The organism is Lentzea alba (genome assembly GCF_047445655.1).
Taxonomy (GTDB): Bacteria; Actinomycetota; Actinomycetes; order Mycobacteriales; family Pseudonocardiaceae; genus Lentzea; species Lentzea alba_A.
Genome location: NZ_JAJAEG010000040.1, coordinates 62963 through 81689, shown reverse-complemented (window position 1 = coordinate 81689; position 18727 = coordinate 62963). Strand labels below are relative to the sequence as shown.

At 68.1% G+C, this 18727-nt stretch carries 17 protein-coding genes and 2 pseudogenes; 11 read left to right on the top strand and 8 right to left on the bottom strand.

Translation table 11 applies throughout. The features are described from left to right. Positions 1-106: 106 nt before the first annotated feature. The 3 genes and pseudogenes from LFM09_RS43355 to LFM09_RS43345 form a co-directional block, all read left to right on the top strand. Positions 107-853: pseudogene (locus LFM09_RS43355) on the top strand (RNA-guided endonuclease InsQ/TnpB family protein); the annotation flags it as partial. Further along, positions 840-1049, top strand: a pseudogene (locus tag LFM09_RS43350) (transposase); the annotation flags it as partial. The pseudogenes LFM09_RS43355 and LFM09_RS43350, both read left to right, overlap by 14 nt. Before the next feature lie 3 nt (positions 1050-1052). Then, positions 1053-1505 (top strand): RNA-guided endonuclease TnpB family protein, encoded by a 453-nt coding sequence (locus LFM09_RS43345; RefSeq protein WP_414102462.1) that lies wholly within the window; start codon positions 1053-1055, stop codon positions 1503-1505. On the opposite strand, the gene LFM09_RS43340 is transcribed toward LFM09_RS43345, so the two are convergent. Beyond that, positions 1486-2982, bottom strand: coding sequence for an APC family permease (locus tag LFM09_RS43340; RefSeq protein WP_414102457.1), 1497 nt, complete (start codon positions 2980-2982; stop codon positions 1486-1488). The two genes, LFM09_RS43345 and LFM09_RS43340, sit on opposite strands and share 20 nt — an antisense overlap. A 91-nt stretch (positions 2983-3073) precedes the next feature. Here LFM09_RS43340 and LFM09_RS43335 point away from each other — a divergent pair, with 91 nt between their 5' ends. Together LFM09_RS43335 and LFM09_RS43330 are read left to right on the top strand one after the other, a co-directional pair. Beyond that, positions 3074-4204 (top strand): Glu/Leu/Phe/Val dehydrogenase dimerization domain-containing protein, encoded by a 1131-nt coding sequence (locus LFM09_RS43335; protein WP_414102456.1) that lies wholly within the window; start codon positions 3074-3076, stop codon positions 4202-4204. A gap of 205 nt (positions 4205-4409) precedes the next feature. Then, positions 4410-5012: a DUF1062 domain-containing protein gene (locus LFM09_RS43330; protein WP_414102455.1), complete on the top strand. Its 603-nt coding sequence runs from the start codon at positions 4410-4412 to the stop codon at positions 5010-5012. On the opposite strand, the gene LFM09_RS43325 is transcribed toward LFM09_RS43330, so the two are convergent. From LFM09_RS43325 to LFM09_RS43305, 5 genes are all read right to left on the bottom strand, one after another. Continuing rightward, entirely contained in the window at positions 4955-5512 is a 558-nt protein-coding gene (locus tag LFM09_RS43325; RefSeq protein WP_414102454.1) for an EF-hand domain-containing protein, read from the bottom strand. The two genes, LFM09_RS43330 and LFM09_RS43325, sit on opposite strands and share 58 nt — an antisense overlap. Positions 5513-5528: 16 nt before the next feature. Further along, entirely contained in the window at positions 5529-7925 is a 2397-nt protein-coding gene (locus LFM09_RS43320) for an ATP-binding cassette domain-containing protein (RefSeq protein WP_414102453.1), read from the bottom strand. A gap of 53 nt (positions 7926-7978) precedes the next feature. Next, positions 7979-8695: a GNAT family N-acetyltransferase gene (locus tag LFM09_RS43315; protein WP_414102452.1), complete on the bottom strand. Its 717-nt coding sequence runs from the start codon at positions 8693-8695 to the stop codon at positions 7979-7981. Between the two features lies 1 nt (position 8696). Beyond that, the gene (locus LFM09_RS43310) at positions 8697-9251 is read right to left on the bottom strand and encodes an EF-hand domain-containing protein (protein WP_414102451.1); all 555 of its coding nucleotides are present in this window, start codon (positions 9249-9251) and stop codon (positions 8697-8699) included. Positions 9252-9325: 74 nt separating this feature from the next. Continuing rightward, entirely contained in the window at positions 9326-11389 is a 2064-nt protein-coding gene (locus LFM09_RS43305; RefSeq protein WP_414102450.1) for a hypothetical protein, read from the bottom strand. A 266-nt stretch (positions 11390-11655) separates the two neighbouring features. Here LFM09_RS43305 and LFM09_RS43300 point away from each other — a divergent pair, with 266 nt between their 5' ends. From LFM09_RS43300 to LFM09_RS43280, 5 genes are all read left to right on the top strand, one after another. Beyond that, positions 11656-12435 carry a hypothetical protein gene (locus tag LFM09_RS43300; RefSeq protein WP_414102449.1) on the top strand — a complete coding sequence of 260 codons (780 nt, stop codon included), beginning with the start codon at positions 11656-11658 and terminating at the stop codon, positions 12433-12435. Between the two features lie 82 nt (positions 12436-12517). Continuing rightward, the gene (locus LFM09_RS43295; protein ID WP_414102448.1) at positions 12518-13765 is read left to right on the top strand and encodes a hypothetical protein; all 1248 of its coding nucleotides are present in this window, start codon (positions 12518-12520) and stop codon (positions 13763-13765) included. 29 nt (positions 13766-13794) lie between these two features. Continuing rightward, positions 13795-15015: an AAA family ATPase gene (locus LFM09_RS43290; protein ID WP_414102447.1), complete on the top strand. Its 1221-nt coding sequence runs from the start codon at positions 13795-13797 to the stop codon at positions 15013-15015. Next, a complete protein-coding gene (locus tag LFM09_RS43285; RefSeq protein ID WP_414102446.1) occupies positions 15012-16226 on the top strand; it encodes a DUF2201 family putative metallopeptidase in 1215 nt (404 codons plus the stop codon). The genes LFM09_RS43290 and LFM09_RS43285 overlap by 4 nt, the downstream gene beginning before the upstream one ends. Before the next feature lie 177 nt (positions 16227-16403). Then, complete coding sequence (locus LFM09_RS43280) at positions 16404-16565, top strand: hypothetical protein (protein WP_414102445.1); 162 nt, start codon at positions 16404-16406, stop codon at positions 16563-16565. Between the two features lie 63 nt (positions 16566-16628). Here LFM09_RS43280 and LFM09_RS43275 read toward each other — a convergent pair whose 3' ends face one another. Continuing rightward, positions 16629-16823: a PspC domain-containing protein gene (locus LFM09_RS43275; RefSeq protein WP_414102444.1), complete on the bottom strand. Its 195-nt coding sequence runs from the start codon at positions 16821-16823 to the stop codon at positions 16629-16631. 134 nt (positions 16824-16957) lie between these two features. On the opposite strand from LFM09_RS43275, the gene LFM09_RS43270 reads away from it, so the two are divergent. Continuing rightward, positions 16958-18211: a hypothetical protein gene (locus LFM09_RS43270; RefSeq protein WP_414102443.1), complete on the top strand. Its 1254-nt coding sequence runs from the start codon at positions 16958-16960 to the stop codon at positions 18209-18211. Here LFM09_RS43270 and LFM09_RS43265 read toward each other — a convergent pair. Beyond that, entirely contained in the window at positions 18115-18720 is a 606-nt protein-coding gene (locus LFM09_RS43265; RefSeq protein ID WP_414102442.1) for a TetR/AcrR family transcriptional regulator, read from the bottom strand. The two genes, LFM09_RS43270 and LFM09_RS43265, sit on opposite strands and share 97 nt — an antisense overlap. Positions 18721-18727: the final 7 nt, after the last annotated feature.

The window sequence follows — 18727 nt, the reverse complement described above, 5'->3', positions numbered from 1 at the left end:
GTAGTTTCCTTCAACCCGAGTTACACCGCTCGTTTGACACACCCTCGACGACTGCGTCCGCTACCCGGCCGCGCCGAGTTCCACAGTGGACTGATAGCTTCTGGACATGGGCGGACAGGTGAAGCGGGCGTTCAAGTTCCGTTTCTATCCGACGGAGGCGCAGGCGGCGGAGTTGTCGCGCACGTTCGGCTGTGTCCGCAAGGTGTACAACTTGGCGTTGCAGGCCCGTGCGGAAGCGTGGACGCTGCGTGGGGAACGGGTCGGTTACGGGGCTACGTCGGCCTTGTTGACCACGTGGAAACGCACCGAGGAGCTGGCATTCCTCAACGACGTCTCGTCGGTGCCGCTGCAGCAGGCCTTGCGGCATCTGCAGATGGCGTTCTCTCACTTTTTTGCCAAGCGGGCTCGGTTTCCGCGATTCAAGTCGCGGAAGAGGTCGCGTGCCTGCGCGGAGTACACGCGTTCGGCGTTCCGTTGGCGTGACGGGGTGCTGTCGCTGGCGAAGATGATCGAGCCGTTGGACATCCGGTGGTCTCGGCCGCTGCCGGAGGGCGCGGTGCCATCGACGGTGACGGTGTCGCGTGACTCGGCTGGGCGCTGGTTCGTGTCCCTGCTGTGCGATGACCCCGGGGTGAGCCGGTTGCCGGCTATCGATGCGGCGGTGGGGATTGACGTCGGGCTCGATCACCTGCTGGTCCTGTCGACAGGAGAGAAGATCGGCAATCCCCGTCACGAGCGCCGGGACCGGTCGGCGCTGGTGAAAGCTCAGCGGGCGTTGTGCCGCAAGCAGAAGGACAGCAGCAACCGGGCGAAGGCACGTATCAAGGTGGCGCGTGTGCATGCCCGGATCGTCGATCGGCGCACGGACTTTCTGCACAAGATCACTACTCGGCTCGTGCGCGAAAACCAAGNTGGTGAAAGCTCAGCGGGCGTTGTGCCGCAAGCAGAAGGACAGCAGCAACCGGGCGAAGGCACGTATCAAGGTGGCGCGTGTGCATGCCCGGATCGTCGATCGGCGCACGGACTTTCTGCACAAGATCACTACTCGGCTCGTGCGCGAAAACCAAGCGCTCGTGATCGAGGATCTGGCCGTGTCCAACATGGTCGGCAACCACCGCCTGGCCCGCGCGATCAGTGACGCGGGCTGGCGGCAGTGGCGACAGATGCTGGAGTACAAAGCGAGGTGGTACGGGCGGGAAGTGATCATCGTTGATCGCTGGTTTCCCTCGTCCAAACTGTGCTCGGCTTGCGGCGCACTTGCAGCGGCGATGCCGCTGAACGTGCGTGCGTGGACGTGTGGTTGCGGCGTGATCCATGATCGGGACGTGAACGCGGCGCGCAACATCCTGGCCGCCGGGCTGGCGGTGACTGTCTGTGGAGCCGGTGTAAGACCTCAACGGAACACTCCGAGCGGGCGGTTGGCGACGAAGCAGAAAGCCTGCGACGTGAGCCGCGGGAACCCCTTGTTGGTAAAGGGGAACAAAGTCAAGCAGATGTCGAAGTGAAGTCCCGTTGCAGTTCCCGGTCCAGCGCCCGCGTGGGAGCACCGAGCGCGTAGAACAGGAACCCGATGCCGATCACGATCAGCAACGGCACCACCTGCGACAACGTGTACTGCGCCCGTTCACCGGCGAACGCCGACGGCAGGTCCAGCGGCCAGATCAGCACGACAACGGTGAACGCCACCAGCCCGGTCGTCAAAACGGTGGTCAGCAAAGCGAAAGGTGCGCGGAACGGTCGTGGCGCGTCCGGCAGCTTGCGCCGCAGCACCAGCATCGACGGGAACGTCAGCAGGTAGCTGATGAACGTCGTCGAGATCACCAGCGCCAACCCGGCGGTGAAGTACTTCTCGGAGTTGCCGCCGGTCAGGTTCAACGCCGTCACCAGCACGACGGACGCCAGCAGTCCGGAAAGGACGTTCACGCGGATCGGCGTGCCGTGACGGGAGGACAGTCGCCCCAGGTACGCGGGCCCGGCACCGTCCGCACAGGCCACCGCCTGCGCCCGGTGCGCCCCGATCGCCCACGACACCCCGGAAGTCAGCACGCCGATGATCAACCCGGCCGCGCAGACGGTCCCGAGCACCGCACCCGCACCGGTCAGCGTCACGGTCCCGTCGGCCGCGACCGACCCGCCGTACACGGTCAGCACCTGCTTGGCGGCGTCGATGAACCCGCCCAGCCCCTGGATCTGCGAAGCCGGCACCACCAGCAGAATCCCGAGAATCGGTCCGCCGTAGAGCAGGAACGACGCGATGCCCGCACGCAGGATCGCGAACGGCACGGTCTTCTGCGGATCGGTCATCTCCTCGGTGGCGGTCGACGGCAGCTCGAAGCCGACGTAGTTGAAGATCAGCACCGGCACCAGTGCCACGAAACCGGCCCACGTGGGCACGAAATCTCCGCCGGACAACGGTTGTACGCCGTTCTTGATCGCGTAGACGACCACGGACAGGGTGAAGAACCCGAGCAGCACGATCCGCGCGAACGCACCCGCGATCGGCACCCACTTGCCGATCCGCAACGACGCCGCCACCGCGAGCACGCCGACCCAGATGAACGCCAGGCCCGCGACGTGCTTGCCGACCATGCCCAGTTCCAGGAAGAACGTCTCGAACGTCGTCACCGCGATGATCGCCAGCGTGCCGCCCATCCACAGCGGGTTGGACAGCCAGTAGAGGACCTGGTTCACGCCGGCCGCCATCCGCCCGAACGCGAGTTTGGTCCACACGTAGGGCCCGCCCTCGACCGGGAACGCCGTCCCGAGCTCGGTCGTCAGGAACCCGTACGGCAGGAAGAACACCACCGCCAGGATCACCATCCAGACGAGGCCCTGGGGCCCGTTGGCGGCGACACTGCCGATCGTGTCCAGGCCGACGAGGGTGCAGAGCAGGTAGAACGTCACGTCCACCCGGCGGAGTGACTTGCGCAGGTGTGTTCGTTCGCTGAGCCAGTTGCCGCTGAGAGGCTGTACCTCGCTCACGGGCCCTCCAGATGGTTAACTGAGCCGTCAGTCAGTTATTTGGACGGACCATGTGACCGCGGTCATACGCTGAAGTCAAGGGGTGTAGGCGATGAGTTATCTCCAGGTCACCTGGACCGATCCGGCAACTCAAGCGCGGGGCTACCTCGTCATCGACCGGCTCGTGCGCGGGGTCAGCAGCGGTGGTCTGCGCATGCGGGCCGGCTGCACCCTCGACGAGGTGCGCGGACTGGCCGAGGGCATGACGGCCAAGGAGGCCCTCAACTACGACCCCGAGGCGCGCTACGTGCCGCTCGGCGGCGCCAAGGGTGGCATCGACTTCGACCCCTACGATCCGCGGGCCGAAGAAGTCCTCACGGCGTACCTCTACGCGATGTCCCCTTACATCGAACGGTTCTGGACGATGGGGGAGGACCTCGGCCTCCGGCAGTCCACGATCGACACGGCCATCGAGAAGATCGGCCTGCAGTCGTCGATCCAGGCCGTGTACCCGCTGCTGGACGACGAGCAGAAGGCCCGCCAACGCCTCGCGGACGCCTTTGCGGTCACGGTCGACAGCGTCAGCCTGGACGAGCTCGTCGGCGGCTACGGCGTCGCCGAGGCCGCGCTGGCCGGCATCGAGCACCTGAACCTGGCCAACCCCACCGCGTTCGTGCAGGGCTTCGGTTCGATGGGCGGCGCCACGGCCCGCTACCTCGCGCGCGCCGGCGTCAAGATCGTGGGGCTCGCGGACGTCCATGGTGTCGTAGCCAACCCTGCCGGGCTCGACGTGGAAACCCTTTTGCTGTCCCGGGATTCGCACGGCGGCATCGACCGCACCAAGCTGCGTTCGGAAGACCTCCAGCTCGACCGCGACAAGTGGCTCGACGTCGAGGCGGACGTGCTGGTCCCGGCGGCGACGTCGTACGCGATCAACAAGGACAACGCGAAGTCCGTGCGCGCCAAGCTGATCGTCGAGGCCGCCAACATGCCGGTCACCAAGGAGGCCGAAGAGGTCATCGACGCGTTGATCATCCCGGACGTCGTGGCGAACTCCGCCACGAACTCCTGGTGGTGGTGGACGTTGTTCGGTGACATCGAGGCCACTGCGGAGTCCGCGTTCGCGAAGATCGGCACGAACATGCGCAAACTGGTCGCGAAGATCGTCGACGCCGAGTCACCGCGCTCGGCGGCCGCGCAGATCGCCGCCGACGCGGTGAAGGAGATCGAGCAGAGGTTCTAGCAGTCGGCCGGCAGGTGGGCGCCGACCAGGGCCAGCCCGGTGCCGCCACGGTCCCCGGTTCTCCGGAAATTGCGTTGCGCGCCAACCCAGGCGTTGGTCATTGTGGCGGACATGTGGTCCTGACCCCGTGAGCAGCTGACCCGCACCCGTGTGGACGGTGCGGGTTTTTCCGCACGCCACTCACTCCTGGGGATCACAGAATCACATGAGTTCTTTTCGTCATGCCGAAAACAAGTCGCTGTGGGTCGTTCGCGAGCTCGGACTTCCCGCCATCGTCAAGACCTGCGTCTCCTGCGGACACACGCGGCACCACGCCACCGGCAAGATCCGGGTCAACGCCAACGGCAAGCAGCTCGACGTCTGGTTGCTGATCGGCTGCGAGCGGTGCGACCGCACGTCGAAAATCCCTGTCCACGAACGGGTTCACGTCTCCGCGCTCGACCACGACCGGCTGGTGCGCTTCGAGGACAACGATCCTGCGATCGTGCGCGAACTGGTCCACGCGCAGCGCAGGCTCGACTGGACCGGCACGTGGGAGCTGGAGACCGACCTGCCGTTCTACGACATCGAGAAGGCCGACAAGACGTTGGACGTCATCGTCAGGTTCGAGCTCCCGGCCCCGATCCGGGTCGAAAAGCTGCTCACCAAAGGATTCGGCCTGAGCCGACCGGCGGTGAAACGCCTGGTCGACTCAGGCCGGATCCGCCTGCCGATGGCTGCCGACGCGAGGGCCCGCGCCGGCTTCTCCTTTCAGTCCAACGGACCGAACAACCAGGCGCCCGGCCCGTCCGGGTCCTCGGAGAAGTAGAACGCCCTGATCGCGGCCAGCAGATCGTCGGTGCTGATCAGCCCGTCACCGTCGTGATCGAGCCGGGCGTGGGCGGCACGTGCGGCGGACGGGGGGATGTTCACCAACGCCACGCTCCACCGCACGTACTCGTCCACGCCGAGGTGGCCGTCGCCGTCGTGATCGGCGACGGCCATCAGCGTGTCGAGGAACGGCAGGTAGGTGTCGTCGAACGACTCCGGCCGCTCCAGCAACCGGTGCGCGAACGCCGTCTTGTACTCGGTGAGGCTGATCCGGTCGTCGTCGTTGGTGTCGGTCACGGCGGAGAGGCGGTCCCACACACCCAGCAGGTGTTCGTGCAACCGCTTCGCCCTCAGGTCGTCGGCGCTCAGCCCGAACTCCGCGACGGTCCGCGAACCGGCCTGCTCGAAGTCCGAGCGCTCGATGAACCCGTCCTGGTCGCTGTCGTAGGTCTCGAACCTGCGGGTGAGCCTGCGGTCCAGGAAAGCCGTGATCTCCATGCCCCCTGTGTACCCGTCAGCGCTTCTTGCGACGCGCAGGGGTACCCACGTAGTCGGCGAGGTGCTCGCCGGTCAGCGTCGAGCGGTCGGCCACCAGGTCGGCCGGCGTGCCCTCGAACACGATCTTGCCGCCGTCGTGACCTGCGCCGGGGCCGAGGTCGATGATCCAGTCGGCGTGCGCCATCACGGCCTGGTGGTGCTCGATCACGATGACCGACTTGCCCGACTCGACGAGCCGGTCCAGCAGGCCGAGCAGCTGCTCGACGTCGGCCAGGTGCAGGCCGGTCGTCGGCTCGTCCAGCACGTAGATGCCGCCCTTGTCGGCCATGTGCGTGGCGAGCTTCAACCGCTGCCGCTCGCCGCCGGACAGCGTGGTCAAAGGCTGGCCCAGCGACAGGTAGCCGAGGCCGACGTCGTTGAGGCGCGCCAGGATCGCGTGCGCTGCCGGCGTCTTCGCCTCTCCGGCACCGAAGAACTCGACGGCCTCGGACACCGGCATCGCCAGCACCTCGGAGATGTCGCGACCACCGAACTTGAACTCCAGCACGGCCTGGTCGAACCGCTTGCCCTCGCAGACGTCGCACGGGGACTCGATCGTCGCCATGATGCCGAGGTCGGTGAACACCACGCCCGCGCCGTTGCAGTTCGGGCACGCGCCCTCGGAGTTCGCGCTGAACAACGCCGGCTTCACGCCGTTGGCCTTGGCGAACGCCTTGCGGATCGGCTCCAGCAACCCGGTGTACGTGGCGGGGTTGGAGCGCCTCGAGCCCTTGATCGGCGTCTGGTCGACCACGATCGCGCCGGAGTCCTTCGGCATCGACTGGTGGATCAGCGACGACTTGCCGGAGCCCGCCACACCCGTGACCACGGTCAGCACGCCGAGCGGGATGTCGACGTCGACGTCGCGCAGGTTGTTCTTGGACGCGCCGCGGATCTCCAGCACGCCCGTCTTGGCACGCACCTCGGACTTCAGCTTCGCGCGGTCGTCCAGGTGGCGTCCGGTCACGGTGTCGCTCTTGCGCAGGCCCTCCAGCGAGCCCTCGAAGCAGATGGTGCCGCCGTTGCGCCCCGCGCCGGGGCCGAGGTCGACGATGTGGTCCGCGATCGCGATCGTCTCGGGCTTGTGCTCGACGACCAGGACGGTGTTGCCCTTGTCCCGCAGGCGGAGCAGCAGGTTGTTCATGCGCTGGATGTCGTGCGGGTGCAGCCCGATCGTGGGCTCGTCGAACACGTACGTCACGTCGGTCAGCGCCGATCCGAGGTGCCGGATCATCTTCACGCGCTGCGCCTCACCGCCGGACAACGTGCCCGCGGGCCGGTTCAGCGACAGGTAGCCGAGGCCGATCTCGACGAACGAGTCCAGCGTGTGCGCGAGCTTGTCCAGCAACGGCTGGACGGACTTCTCCTTCAGCCCCCGGATCCAGTCCGCCAGATCGGTGATCTGCATGTCGCACAGGTCCGCGATCGACACGCCCTTGATCTTGGACGACCGCGCCGCCTCGGTCAGGCGCGTGCCGTCGCAGTCGGGACACGTGCCGAACGTCGCCGCACGGTCCACGAACGCCCGGATGTGCGGCTGCAGCGCCTCGCGGTCCTTGGACAGCATGGACTTCTGCAGCTTCGGGATCAGGCCCTCGTAGGTCAGGTTGATGCCGTTGACCTTGATCTTGACCGGGTCCTTGTAGAGGAAGTCGTGCAGTTCCTTCTTGGTGTACTTGCGGATCGGCTTGGCCGGGTCGAGGAACCCGGACTGCGCGAACGTCTGCACCGTCCACTGGTTGTCGACGTTGTAGCCGGGCACCTTGATCGCGCCCTCGAGGATCGACTTCGACTCGTCGTAGACCTCGGTCATGTCGATGTCGGAGACCTGCCCGCGACCTTCACAGCGGGGGCACATGCCGCCCGTGATGGAGAACTCGCGGCGCTCCTTGACCTTCTGGCCGCCCTTCTCGATCGTCACGGCACCCGCGCCGGAGATCGAGGCGACGTTGAACGAGAACGCCTGCGGGCCGCCGATGTGCGGCGCGCCGATTCTGCTGAACAGGATCCGCAGCATCGCGTTGACGTCGGTCGCGGTGCCGACGGTGGAGCGCGGGTCGGCGCCCATCCGCTGCTGGTCGACGAGGATCGCCGTGGTGATGCCCTCCAGCAGGTACACCTCGGGCCGCGGCAGCGTCGGCATGAAGCCCTGGATGAACGCGCTGTAGGTCTCGTTGATCAGCCGCTGCGACTCCGCGGCGATCGTGCCGAACACCAGCGAGCTCTTGCCGGAGCCGGAGACACCGGTGAAGACCGTCAGCCGCCGCTTCGGGATCTCGACGTCGACGTCTTTCAGGTTGTTGACGCGCGCGCCCTGCACGCGGATCAGATCGTGGGTGTCGGCTTCGTGCGCCGCGGCTGCTGTCCTGGTCATGGCGCAAAACCTAACTCCGCGCCCCGGCTCGTGCCTTCTTGATTCCTGATTACTTAGGCGCGGATCCGGTAGTGGTAGGTGCAGACCTCGCGGAACCCCGTCCGTTCGTACAGCCGGAACGCGCTGTTGTTCGTCTTCTCCATCTGCAGGTACATGTGGTTCGCCTCGCGCGCGGCCGCCCACGACGCCAACGCCGCGAGCACCGCCCGTGCGGCGCCCTGACCACGGGCTTCGGGCAGCGTCGCCATCCCGAACACCCCGGCCCACCCCTGTTCGGCCACGGCCCGCCCGACGGCCACCACCTGCCCGTCCACCTCGGCGTACGCGTAGGCGCTGGGCAGCTCGACCCGGCTCAGCAGGTCGCGCTCGGCGCTGACGTCCCGCGTGGTCACCGCCTGCCACGCCGCCAGCCACGCGTCGGTCGGCCGGGTCGTCACCGCGCCCGCGTCGGCGTGCGCCTGCCGCAGCACCTCGGACGTCGAGGCGATCCGCAGGGACATGTCATGACCCCGCGCGTAACCCCTGCCGTCCAGCCGGGTGTCGAGATCCTCGGCGCACACGCCCGGCGTGATCTGGAACCGCACCCCGGCGTCGCGTTCGGCGCAGAACTCCTCGGCGCGCGCGACCCGGTCCTCCCGGTCGTGCGGCAGCACCGCGCTCACCCACCAGGCGTCGCCGGGGGAATGCCGCAACCACCAGCCGCCGTCCTCCTCGACGTGCGCGGCGGGCTGGGCCCGTGCCGCGTACTCCTGCAGCGTCTTCAGCAGCACGTCAGTCCAACGACCCCAGCAGCCAGTTGCCGGCCGCCGCGGGATCCTCGGAGAAGTAGAACTCCCGGATCGCGTCCAGCAGCGCCTGCGTCGACAACAGTCCGTCCTCGTCGGACAACAGGTCGTGAATGCCGCGCGCGTCCCCTTCGGACAGGTTCATCAGCGCACCCGTCCACGTGATGTGTTCCTCGACGGTGAGCTTTCCGTCGCCGTCCTCGTCCGCGACCGCCATCACTGCGTCCAGGAACGGCACATACCCCTCGTCGAACGATTCCGGCGTCTCCAGCAGCCCGTTCGCGAAAGCTTTCTTGTACTCGTCGACGCTGATGCGCCCGTTGTGGTCCTGGTCGGTGACTGAGGAGAGGTGCTCCCACAGCCCGATCAGCGTGTTGTGGAACCGCACGGCCTTCGGATCGTCGTCAGCCAGCCCGAACGCCTTGGTGGTGCGCGCGCCCGCCTGTGTGAAGTCCTCCCGCTCGATGAACCCGTCGCCGTCGGAGTCGTACGTGCGGAACCGGCGGGCCAGCTTGCGGTCCAGGAAGGCGGTGATCTCCATGAGGTCCTTCTACCGCATTCCGCGCCGGAGTAACACGTCTGTTTACCCACCAGGAATGGGAACGTTTTCAAGGTTTACCGCTTGCCCAGCCCGGAAAACGCGCTCGCGACGATCACCATGCCGATCACGCCGATTACCGCGGCGACACCACCGACGGCGGGTTTCGACACCTGGTGAACGTGCACTACCGGGCGCGGAGGGGCCGGTTCGTCAGGCGCGGGCTCGGGTTCCGGTGGCAGCGGCGTGGTCACTGAGGCGATTCGGACGACGGCGCTCTCGCTGATGGCCGCGCCCGCACCGGCTCCGGTAACCGTCAACCGGGAATTCACCGGGGCGCTGACCTGGCAGGTGTACGTGATCCGCTCGCGGGGCTGCAGGACCGGGAAGTTGCGGCGGCACGAGGCCGGTTCGCCCTCCACCTTCACGTCGCTGATCGGGAAATCGGACGGGTTTCCGACCGTGATCGTGACCGTGACGAGCTCGCCGTCCTCGGCACGGTCCTTCGACCACAGCGCGGTGATGGTGAGCCTCGGGTAGATCACTCTGACCTGCACGGACGCGCTCGCCTCGACCTTGCCTCCGATCTTGTCGGTGGCGGTGACCGTGGAGGTCAGGGTGCCGCTCTCGTCCTTCGCCTTGGCCGTGCAGTCCACGGTGGCGGTCGCGCCGGGGTCGAGCTGGAGTTGCATCGGGTTGCATCCGTTGTCCGACGTGCGCGCGTCGAGGTCGAACAGCGGTGTGTCGCCGTCGTTCGTGACGGTCGTCGTGAACTTGACCGGCTGGCCTGGCACGGCGGTGAGCGGTTCGGTCGTTGTGGTGGCTTTGATCGCCGGGTGCAGGACGTCGATCTTCGTCGTCGCCTGTGCGGCGAGCGGGTCGCCGGCGAGGCTCGTGCCGGTTGCGGCGGCGGTGGTCTGGTAGTCGTCGTCCAGGGCCGTTGACGTGCAGGTGCGGGACGCGGTGGCGTGCGGAGCGATCGTGCCGATCTTCTGGCCGCAGATCGACACGTCCGCGGCGGGTGCGTCACCGACGTTGGTGACCTTCGCGGTCTGGGTGACGGTGTCCTTGGCGTGGGCGGGGGGCTGTTCCGGGGTCACGGCCAGGGTCAGTTCGGGGAGTGGGAACGACCACGCGACGCTCTGGACCAGAAACGCGTCGTCGTCCCGTTTGAACTTGAGCTCCACGCTCCTCGTGCCCGGTTCGAGGAGGTCCTCCTTGAGGGTCAACGTGTGGGCGTCGACGCTCATGTTGTTGGGGGAGTTGGGTTGCACCGCGCCTTGAGCGTCTGAGGTGAAGGCGTTGCGGCCGGCGACCGACGTGTCGTCGACGAGCATGTGGTCGCCGTCGGTGGCCCAGTCGCCCTCGTACGCGGTGATGCCCAGCCGTATCGCACCGCCCGCGGGCCGGGTGGTGATCGGGGATTTGTGCACCGGCAGTTTCGTGGGCAGGCGAACGTGACCGCCGTGCACCTGAACGTGTCGTCGCGCCGGAGCCGCCTGCGTCGGTCCGGCGAACTTCCAGACGACGGTCAGCGACCAGCCGCCGAAGCAGTCGAACCCTTGCGGCGCCCAGACGTTGCCGACGGTCATGACACCACTGGTGACGTGCGGGGTCACGTCCGCTTCCGCGCTGTAGAAGGCGTTGTCGGTGTGAGAGATCTCGTCCGGCGAGTCGATGACGAACCTGTCCGGACTGACGCGGACGCCGTTGAAGGTGACAGGGTCAGCCGGCTTTCCGAGCGGTGCTGTCTCGTCGTGACAGGTCGCGCTGCCGGCCCACCCGAGTTTGGCGTAGGCGACGGTCGCCTTTTTCGGGATGGTGAGCCGTGCGCTGGAGGAGTTGAACGTCGTGGGGTCGTTGTCGACGTCGGTCCACGACATGCGGTGGCCGTTGTTCAGCGCGGCCGGCCCGTGGCCCTTGCGGCCGAGCGCGTCCACACAGGACTGCGGCGGGTACTTGGGGTTCGGCCCGGCCTGCTCGGGCGTGGGGCAGGTCAGAACGGTGTTGCCGATGACCGTGACGTCTCCGTGCACCGCTTCGTTGAACTGGGTGCGCCACACCTCGGCCGCGGCGACCGGTGGGCCGGGTGCGAGCAGTGGGACCAGCAGGACGACAGCGATGAGGATCGGTACGCGCATGCGACGCCTTCCCGGTCGGGGCCGGCGCACAGGTTGACACGCTTCGTCTGCCTTGTCACCGCTGGTTGATCATCGGGTGCTCACTCTCCGTTGAGGACGTTGCTGCCTCGGTTTCCCTGTTCGTGTCCAAGGCTTTTCCGGGAGCGGTCCCATGTGGACCAGCTGTGTGCTTGATCAACGCCCGTTGGTCTTGATGGGCGGGGGAGACCGCCGAGAAGCGTGGTGTTGGTGGTCAAACGGTGTCCCGCTGTGGGGAGATGGAAGCCATGTGGACCGCGTTCGTCATCGTCGTAGCGTCGGTGGTCGTCACCATCGCCGCCTGTCTCCTGTTCGGCCGCACCCGCGCGCACGAACAGTCCGACGACCGCGACGCGGACTCACGCGGCTTCCTCGGCGCGGTGATCAGCGGCCTGTTCATCGTGGCGCTGGCGTTCTACATGGTGATCGTGTGGGAGGACAACGGAGCCGCCGAGGACAACGCGGCCCGCGAGGCCGCCGCGATCGCCGACGCGTACTGGCAGACCGCCGTGATGCCGCAGCCGCAACGTGATCACATCCGCGGGTTGCTGACCGAGTACCCGAAACTGGTGGCGGACGAGGAATGGCCTCGGTTGGCCAACGGCGAGTCCGACGAGCGGACCACGTCGACGTTGAACTCGTTGCACACCGAGGTCCTGGGCCTGCCGGCCACGCCGGACCAGGTGAAGAGCGCGCGGGAGCGGGTGCTGGAGCGGTTGCGGGAGATCACCGATCTGCGGCGGGACCGGCTGGATCAGGCCGGTGGGCTCGACAACACCGGGAAGTTCATGTTGATCGGCACGCTCGTCGGCGCCGTCGGCATGATCGTGTTCCCGTTGCTGATCGGGTTCACCGCTCGGTTGCGGCATGTTGTGCAGATGAGTGTCACCGCGGCGGTGCTCGCGTTCGTGTGTGTGTTGTGCTTGGGAATGACGCATCCCTTCAGCGGTGTGTTGCGGGTGCAGCCAGAAGCGTTCACCAGTGTCACCGAAGAGATTGCTGGGATACCCGCGGAACATGATCGCTGAAGCCGTGGAGGCCTGCTACCGTTGTCGCGATGATTACCTCCTCGAGCAGATCGGGGGTCTCGTTCACAAAAGGTGAGTGCTGATGCACCCCTTGAACGGACACCCTCGCCTCACTCTCTGGTCGCACGTGCGCGAGTTCGCCGTGCCGACGTCGATGATCGAGTCTGCGACCGCCCGCCGTGCGGCAGGCGACTGGTCGGGGGCCTGCGCGGCTGCGCGGGTCGACGTGGATCTGAACCTGCGTGCACTGGGTCGCACCCATGGCAGTCAGTTCGTGGCGACGGTCCGCGCCGATCTGCGTCATCTGGCCCCTGACCTGCTTCGCTGGCACTTCCCGAGAATCAGTCCCGACGGCCTGTTGCGGCCGGGCCTCACCGTCTCGCTGGCTCGCTATCCTCCGCCGGATCACGGTGGCCGCGCGGTCCACCTCGTGGCGCGCACGCCGCCTGCGTGGGCAGATGCCGGGCAACGGATCAGCCTCGCGCTGTGGGAGCCGGCCCGTCCCCTGGCCGGGGCGGGCGGACATCCGCATCCCCGGCCTGGCCCGCGTTTCCGCCTCGACCTGCACCGCCACCTCTGGGACGCACGCAGGACATCTGAGCTGCGGGAACGGTCTGAGACCGATCCCGCGACCAGGTGGAGGGGAGAGGCTGCGAGGCTTCTCCGCGCGGAGGAACGCGCGGACGCACCCGTCACCGTGCGACTCAGTTCCCGGCGCCGCATCGTGCTGAACCCGGACGCGCCGGGTGAGGCGGTCGAACTGCCGGACGCGTCGACGTGGCTCCCGCCCGACCTGGAGCTGCTGCACGCCGGGCTGATCGACGCTGATCGGCTGCACCCGCTCGTCGCGTCGGCGCTCCTGCCGGACCGGCCTGCCGTGGCGTCACGAGATCCGGACACCCCAGGCAGTTCGCGCCTCGTCGACTGCCGTGGCGCCACACACCGGATCGGTGTGGTGAACGGTGTGCTCGTACCGCTGGACCACGACCCCGACGAGATCCGGCGCGAGGAGCTGCTGGTCGCGTTGGGCGGTACCGGTTTGCCGTGTCTGCAAGCGATCGACACCGCACACCGGCGCCCGGAGAGTCTCGCGGACGTGCGCGCTCGTCTGGACCACGGTGATACCGCAGGTGCCCTCGCTGTCGTCGAAGGTCTGCTCGGGCCTGACGTCCTCCTGCGCACCGGCGCACTGCGCGATGAGCTGGAGATGGCGGTGGACCGCCAGGTGGCTCACGGGTTGTACCGCGCAGGACTCGCCGGAGCCGGCCCTGCTCCGTCCACTCCGGACAGTCGCCGCCGCTCTCGTCGGCGGCGCGCGAACTCTCGTTGAACCTCCCAGACTTCAAGGTGATCAAATACATGTCTGTTGCTGCCCGGCCGCTCGACGCGGCCGCCGCTCTGCTGTCCCTGCTGCACGACACGGCCACCGAGCCGCGTGCGGACACCCAGTTGGAAGCACTGACGTTGGCCGTGTCGGCCGACCTGCCGGTGTTGCTGTGGGGTGAGCCGGGGATCGGCAAGACCGCTGCCCTCACCCAGCTCGCCGACGCTCTCGAACTGCCGCTGACCACGGTGATCGCCAGCGTGCACGAGCCCTCCGACTTCGCCGGACTGCCGGTGGTCGGCGACGATCCCGCGACGCAAGGGGTTCCGATGGCCCCGCCTGACTGGGCCGTGCGCCTGGTCCGGGAGGGCCGCGGTCTGCTGTTCCTGGACGAACTGTCCACCGCCCCGCCGGCCGTGCAGGCAGCGTTGTTGCGAGTCGTGCTGGAACGCCGAGTCGGTGCGCTTCGGCTTCCGGCGGGTGTCCGGATCGTGGCCGCCGCCAACCCCCGCTCCTCTGCCGCCGATGGCTGGGAGCTGAGTGCGCCGCTGGCCAACAGGTTCGTGCATCTGCAGTGGACCTACGACCACGACGTCGTGGTGCGCGGGCTGGGCGGGACGTGGCCGAGGGCGGCGCTGCCACGGCTGGACTCGGGACGGTTGACCGACGCCGTGACGTTCGCCCGCCGGGCCGTGTGCGAACTCCTTGTCGGACGGCCGAATCTCGTGCATCAACTGCCGAAGAACGAAGCACGCCGCGGCGGCCCGTGGCCGTCACCCCGCAGCTGGGACATGGCACTGCGCCTGATCGCTTTCGCGACCGCGGCGGGTACCTCCCGGGAGGTGCTGTCGATGCTGGTGCGGGGCACGGTGGGAGACGGGCCGGGCCTGGAGTTGCTGGCGAGCCTCGACCGGATGGACCTGCCGGACCCCGAGGTGCTGCTGGCGGATCCGGCGGCGGCGGTTCTGCCCGAGCGTGGCGACCTGCGTCAGGTGGTGCTCGACGGTGTGGTGGCGGCGGTGCGCAAGCGGCCGGACGAGGCCCGCTGGACCGCGGCGTGGTCACTGCTGGTGCTGGCACTGGAAACCGGAGCTCCTGACCTGGTGGTCGTTCCTGCGGCCACGCTCGCCGCGCTGCGCCGCGACGGCTGGCAGGTGCCCGCCGCGATCGACCGGCTCGCCGGGGCCGTGTCGGTGTCGCGGCAAGCGGACCTGGCCGTCGCACGCACCGCGGCCGGTGTGGGTGCCTGCCCATGAGCATGGACGAGGAGAAGCTGTTCGCTGCCCGGTTGCACGCGGTGCGGTGCCGGCCGTACCTGGCGACGGCGTTGTTCGCGTTGCACGTCGTGGAATCACGGCGTGTGCCGACGATGGCCGTGGACCGGTACTGGCGCTGCTACGTCTCGCCGGCGTTCGTCGACCGCACCCCGGTGGAGGAGCTGGCCGGGGTGTGGGTGCACGAGGTCTCACATCTGCTGCGCGACCATCACGGGCGCGGCGACCGGTTCGCGGTGAAGCACGAGCTGACCGGGCCGGGCGAGCGGCTGAGGATGAACATCGCCGCGGACTGCGAGATCAACGACGACGTGTTCGGCGACGGGCTGGTGTGCCCCGAGGACGCCGTCCGGCCGGAACTGCTCACGTTGTCGGCGGGGCAGCTGATGGAGGACTACCTGCGCCAGTTCCGGCTCGGACCGCACACGAACGGGTTCGCCTGGCTCGACTGCGGAAGCGGCGCCGACGGGCTGGAGCGCGAGTGGGACCTGGGGCCGGACGGCGCGCACGGGCTCACCGACCAGGAACGCGATGCGGTCCGGTTCCGGGTGGCTCAGGGCATCAACGCGAGTCCCGGCGACGTCCCGCAGGGCTGGCAGCGGTGGGCGGAGGAGGCGTTCCACCCGCCGCAGCAGTGGCGGGAACTGCTGGGAGCCGCGGTCCGGTCGGCCGTGTCCAGCGCCGGTGTGGGTGAGGACTACACCTACGGCAGGCCCTCACGCAGATCAGCCGGCCTGCCCGGCGTCGTCCTGCCGAGCCTGCGCCGCCGGCCGCCGCGGGTCGTCGTCATCGTCGACACCTCCGGATCGGTGAGCGACGCCGAACTGGGCAGCGCGATCCTCGAGATCGCCGCGATCGTCCGCGCTGTGGGCGGCCGGCGGGATCTCGTCTCGGTGCTGTCCTGCGACGCCGCCGCCCACATCACCGATCCGCTGTGCCGCGCGGAGGGGATCCCGTTGGTGGGCGGTGGCGGCACGGACCTGCGAGCCGGTTTCACCAAGGCGTTGCGCACGAATCCCCGGCCCGACGTCGTCGTCGCCATGACCGACGGCCAGACTCCCTGGCCTGACACGAAACCGCCGTGCCGGACGGTGGTGGGCCTGTTCCCCCGGCAGCGTCCGTCCGGAGAGGACGATCCCGACTACGTCCCGGACACACCGCCCGAATGGGCTCGGGTGGTCGTCCTCGGCTGACGGACCAGGCGTGCCTACCGGTGAACTGCCGGAGCCGGCGAGTTCGCCTCGGCCGTGGGAGCTGTGGCCGTGGAGTCTGACCGCCATGGTGCCCGCGGCTGCACGAGCGGCCAGCGCGGATGCGCCGGCTCTTCATCTGAGTGGCGCCGGGGGACCGGTGAACCGCTGCGGTCCAGCGTGGACATCCTGTCCGTCGAGAACGAACAGCTGCGCGCGACCCCGTGGACCTCGAACAGGAGCCCCGGGGACGACGCCCGCGTCGGTCTCAGCGAAGCAAACCTGTACGAGAAGGCGGGTGGCGCCGAGATTCCGGGCTGTCGCGAGCTGATCGCCCCTTGAGACGGGCCACAGCCCACCCTGCCGGGCTCATCGGCAGGGTGGGCGACGTTCCAGCTGGGGTGATCAGTAGCCGCGGTCGGGCATCATCACCCAGAGGATGAGGTAGATGACGAACTGCGGTCCGGGCAGAAGGCAGGACAGCAGGAACAGAAGACGGACGGTGCCCGGCTTCCAGCCCCAGCGCTGGGCGAGCCCCGCGCACACACCCGCGATCATCCGGTTGGTCCTGGGCCGGCTCAAAGCAACTGTCGTGGTCATATACCCACAATGCGCTCGTTGGTCCAGATGTTGCATCGGGGATGAACCCTGGTTTCACCCGGACGTGTTACAGGCCGTAACCCTGAGGCTCTGACCTGCGACCACACGGTTGTCCCGAACCTTGGGGAGCCGAGATGAGCGTCAGCGTTCTCGTCGACACGGTATTCGTCGCGGTCTACGTCCCGCTGCTCTGGCACGCCTGGCAGTGGCTCCGAACGAAAGAAACAGCCGGGTCCCCGTCCCCGCTGCGCAGCCTCACGCTCAAGGACGACCCGTACCCGCGGGCGGTGCCGATCGCCGCGCTCGCGGTCACCCACCTGACCCACAGCGCGCTGGCGGCGATACCGCTCGGGTTCCTCGTGCTCGTCGCGGCCGAATCGGCCTGGCGCAACCGCGACCGGTGGACACGGACGCACCTGTGGGCGTTGGGGCGCCTGAGGGTTCCGGCGGCGGTCGTGCTCATCACGGCCGTGATGTTGTTGTTCGGCAACACAGCCACGCTCAGGCAACCAGGTGTCGGACTGCAGATGTGGCTGGCAACCGTCGCGATGGGTGCGAGCGTGTGGTTCGTGACGCGCAGGCTCGTGCTGACTTCGTGGCCGCAGAAGAAGTGGCGGAGTGCGCGGCCGGAGCTGGGTTCGTTGATCAGGCTCGGGTTGTGCGTGCTCGTCGGGGTGATCGGCTGGATCTACGGGCCGCGGCAGCTCACCGGGTACGCGGTGGTGCTCGGGATCGTGGTGTTCCTCGGGCTGATGTGGGCGGTCTGGGAACGGGAAGGCGACCCCAGGGCCGCGCAGACCAAGATCGGTGAGGCGGATCGGGCGCGGAACAAGGTCGCGATGCGGCCGGGTCCGCAGCAGAGGCCGGCGGTCAGGCGGGTGGCGCGCGCGCTCGCGATCACGCCTGCGACCGCGCTCGCGATCGCCTACCTGCCGATCGCCTACGAGGCGGACGGGCAGGGCGTGCTGACGGCGATGCGGGTGCTGGTGTTGTGCTGCGTCGCGATCCTGTTCGGCGACTGGCTGATGGCCCGCAGCGCCAAGGAACCCTGGCACACGCCGCACCGCTGGTGGTTCACGGCAGGGGTCGTCACAACCTCGGCGGCAGCGCTGATCATCGTGGCAGCGCTGGGCTGGACACTGCCGCTCACCGTGCTGTTCCTGATGTTCGCGGGGCTCTTGCTGAGCGAGGCGCAGCGGTTCGCGGAGACCGTGCCGGTGCCGAAGGGGTTGCTGTTCCTCGGCTTCACGCGCACGCCGGTGGCGTTGCTGCTGGTGGTGTGTCTCGCGAGCTACCCGACGGTGGCGGTGGAGAGCTGGTCGACGAACCTCAGGCAGGTGGTGCGCATGGCGTCGACGGTCATGGCCTTCGAACCGGCCAGCACCTGAAGCGCGAGGCCGTCGAGCATGCTCACCATCATGTTCGCCAGCTCGACCGGGTCGCCGGACGAGTGGATGTCACCGGATTCCTGGCCGTCGCGGAAGATGCTCGCCACGATGTCGCGCCACTCGCCGTAGAAGCGCTCGTTGAGCTCCTGCAGCTCGGGGTTGCGGATGGCCTCGACCCAGAGCTCGGCCCAGACCTTCCACGCCTCGACGGTCTCGGCGCCCTCGGGCAGGTACGACTCGACGACCATGCGCAGGCGCGACAGCGGCGCCTCGTCGGACTCGAGGATCCAGCGGCGGCGCCGGACGGACAGTTCGAAGCAGTGCTCGAACGCGGCGTCGGTCAGCTCGCGCTTGGTCTCGAAGTAGTAGTGGACCGTGCCGCCGGACACGCCGGCGTCCTTCGCCACGTCGGACACCCGGAGGTGGCGGAAGCCCTCTGCCGCGATCACCTTGCAGGTGGACGCGAGGATCTGCGCCTTGCGTTCTGCTTCCACGCTTGGACGGGGCATCCGTCAC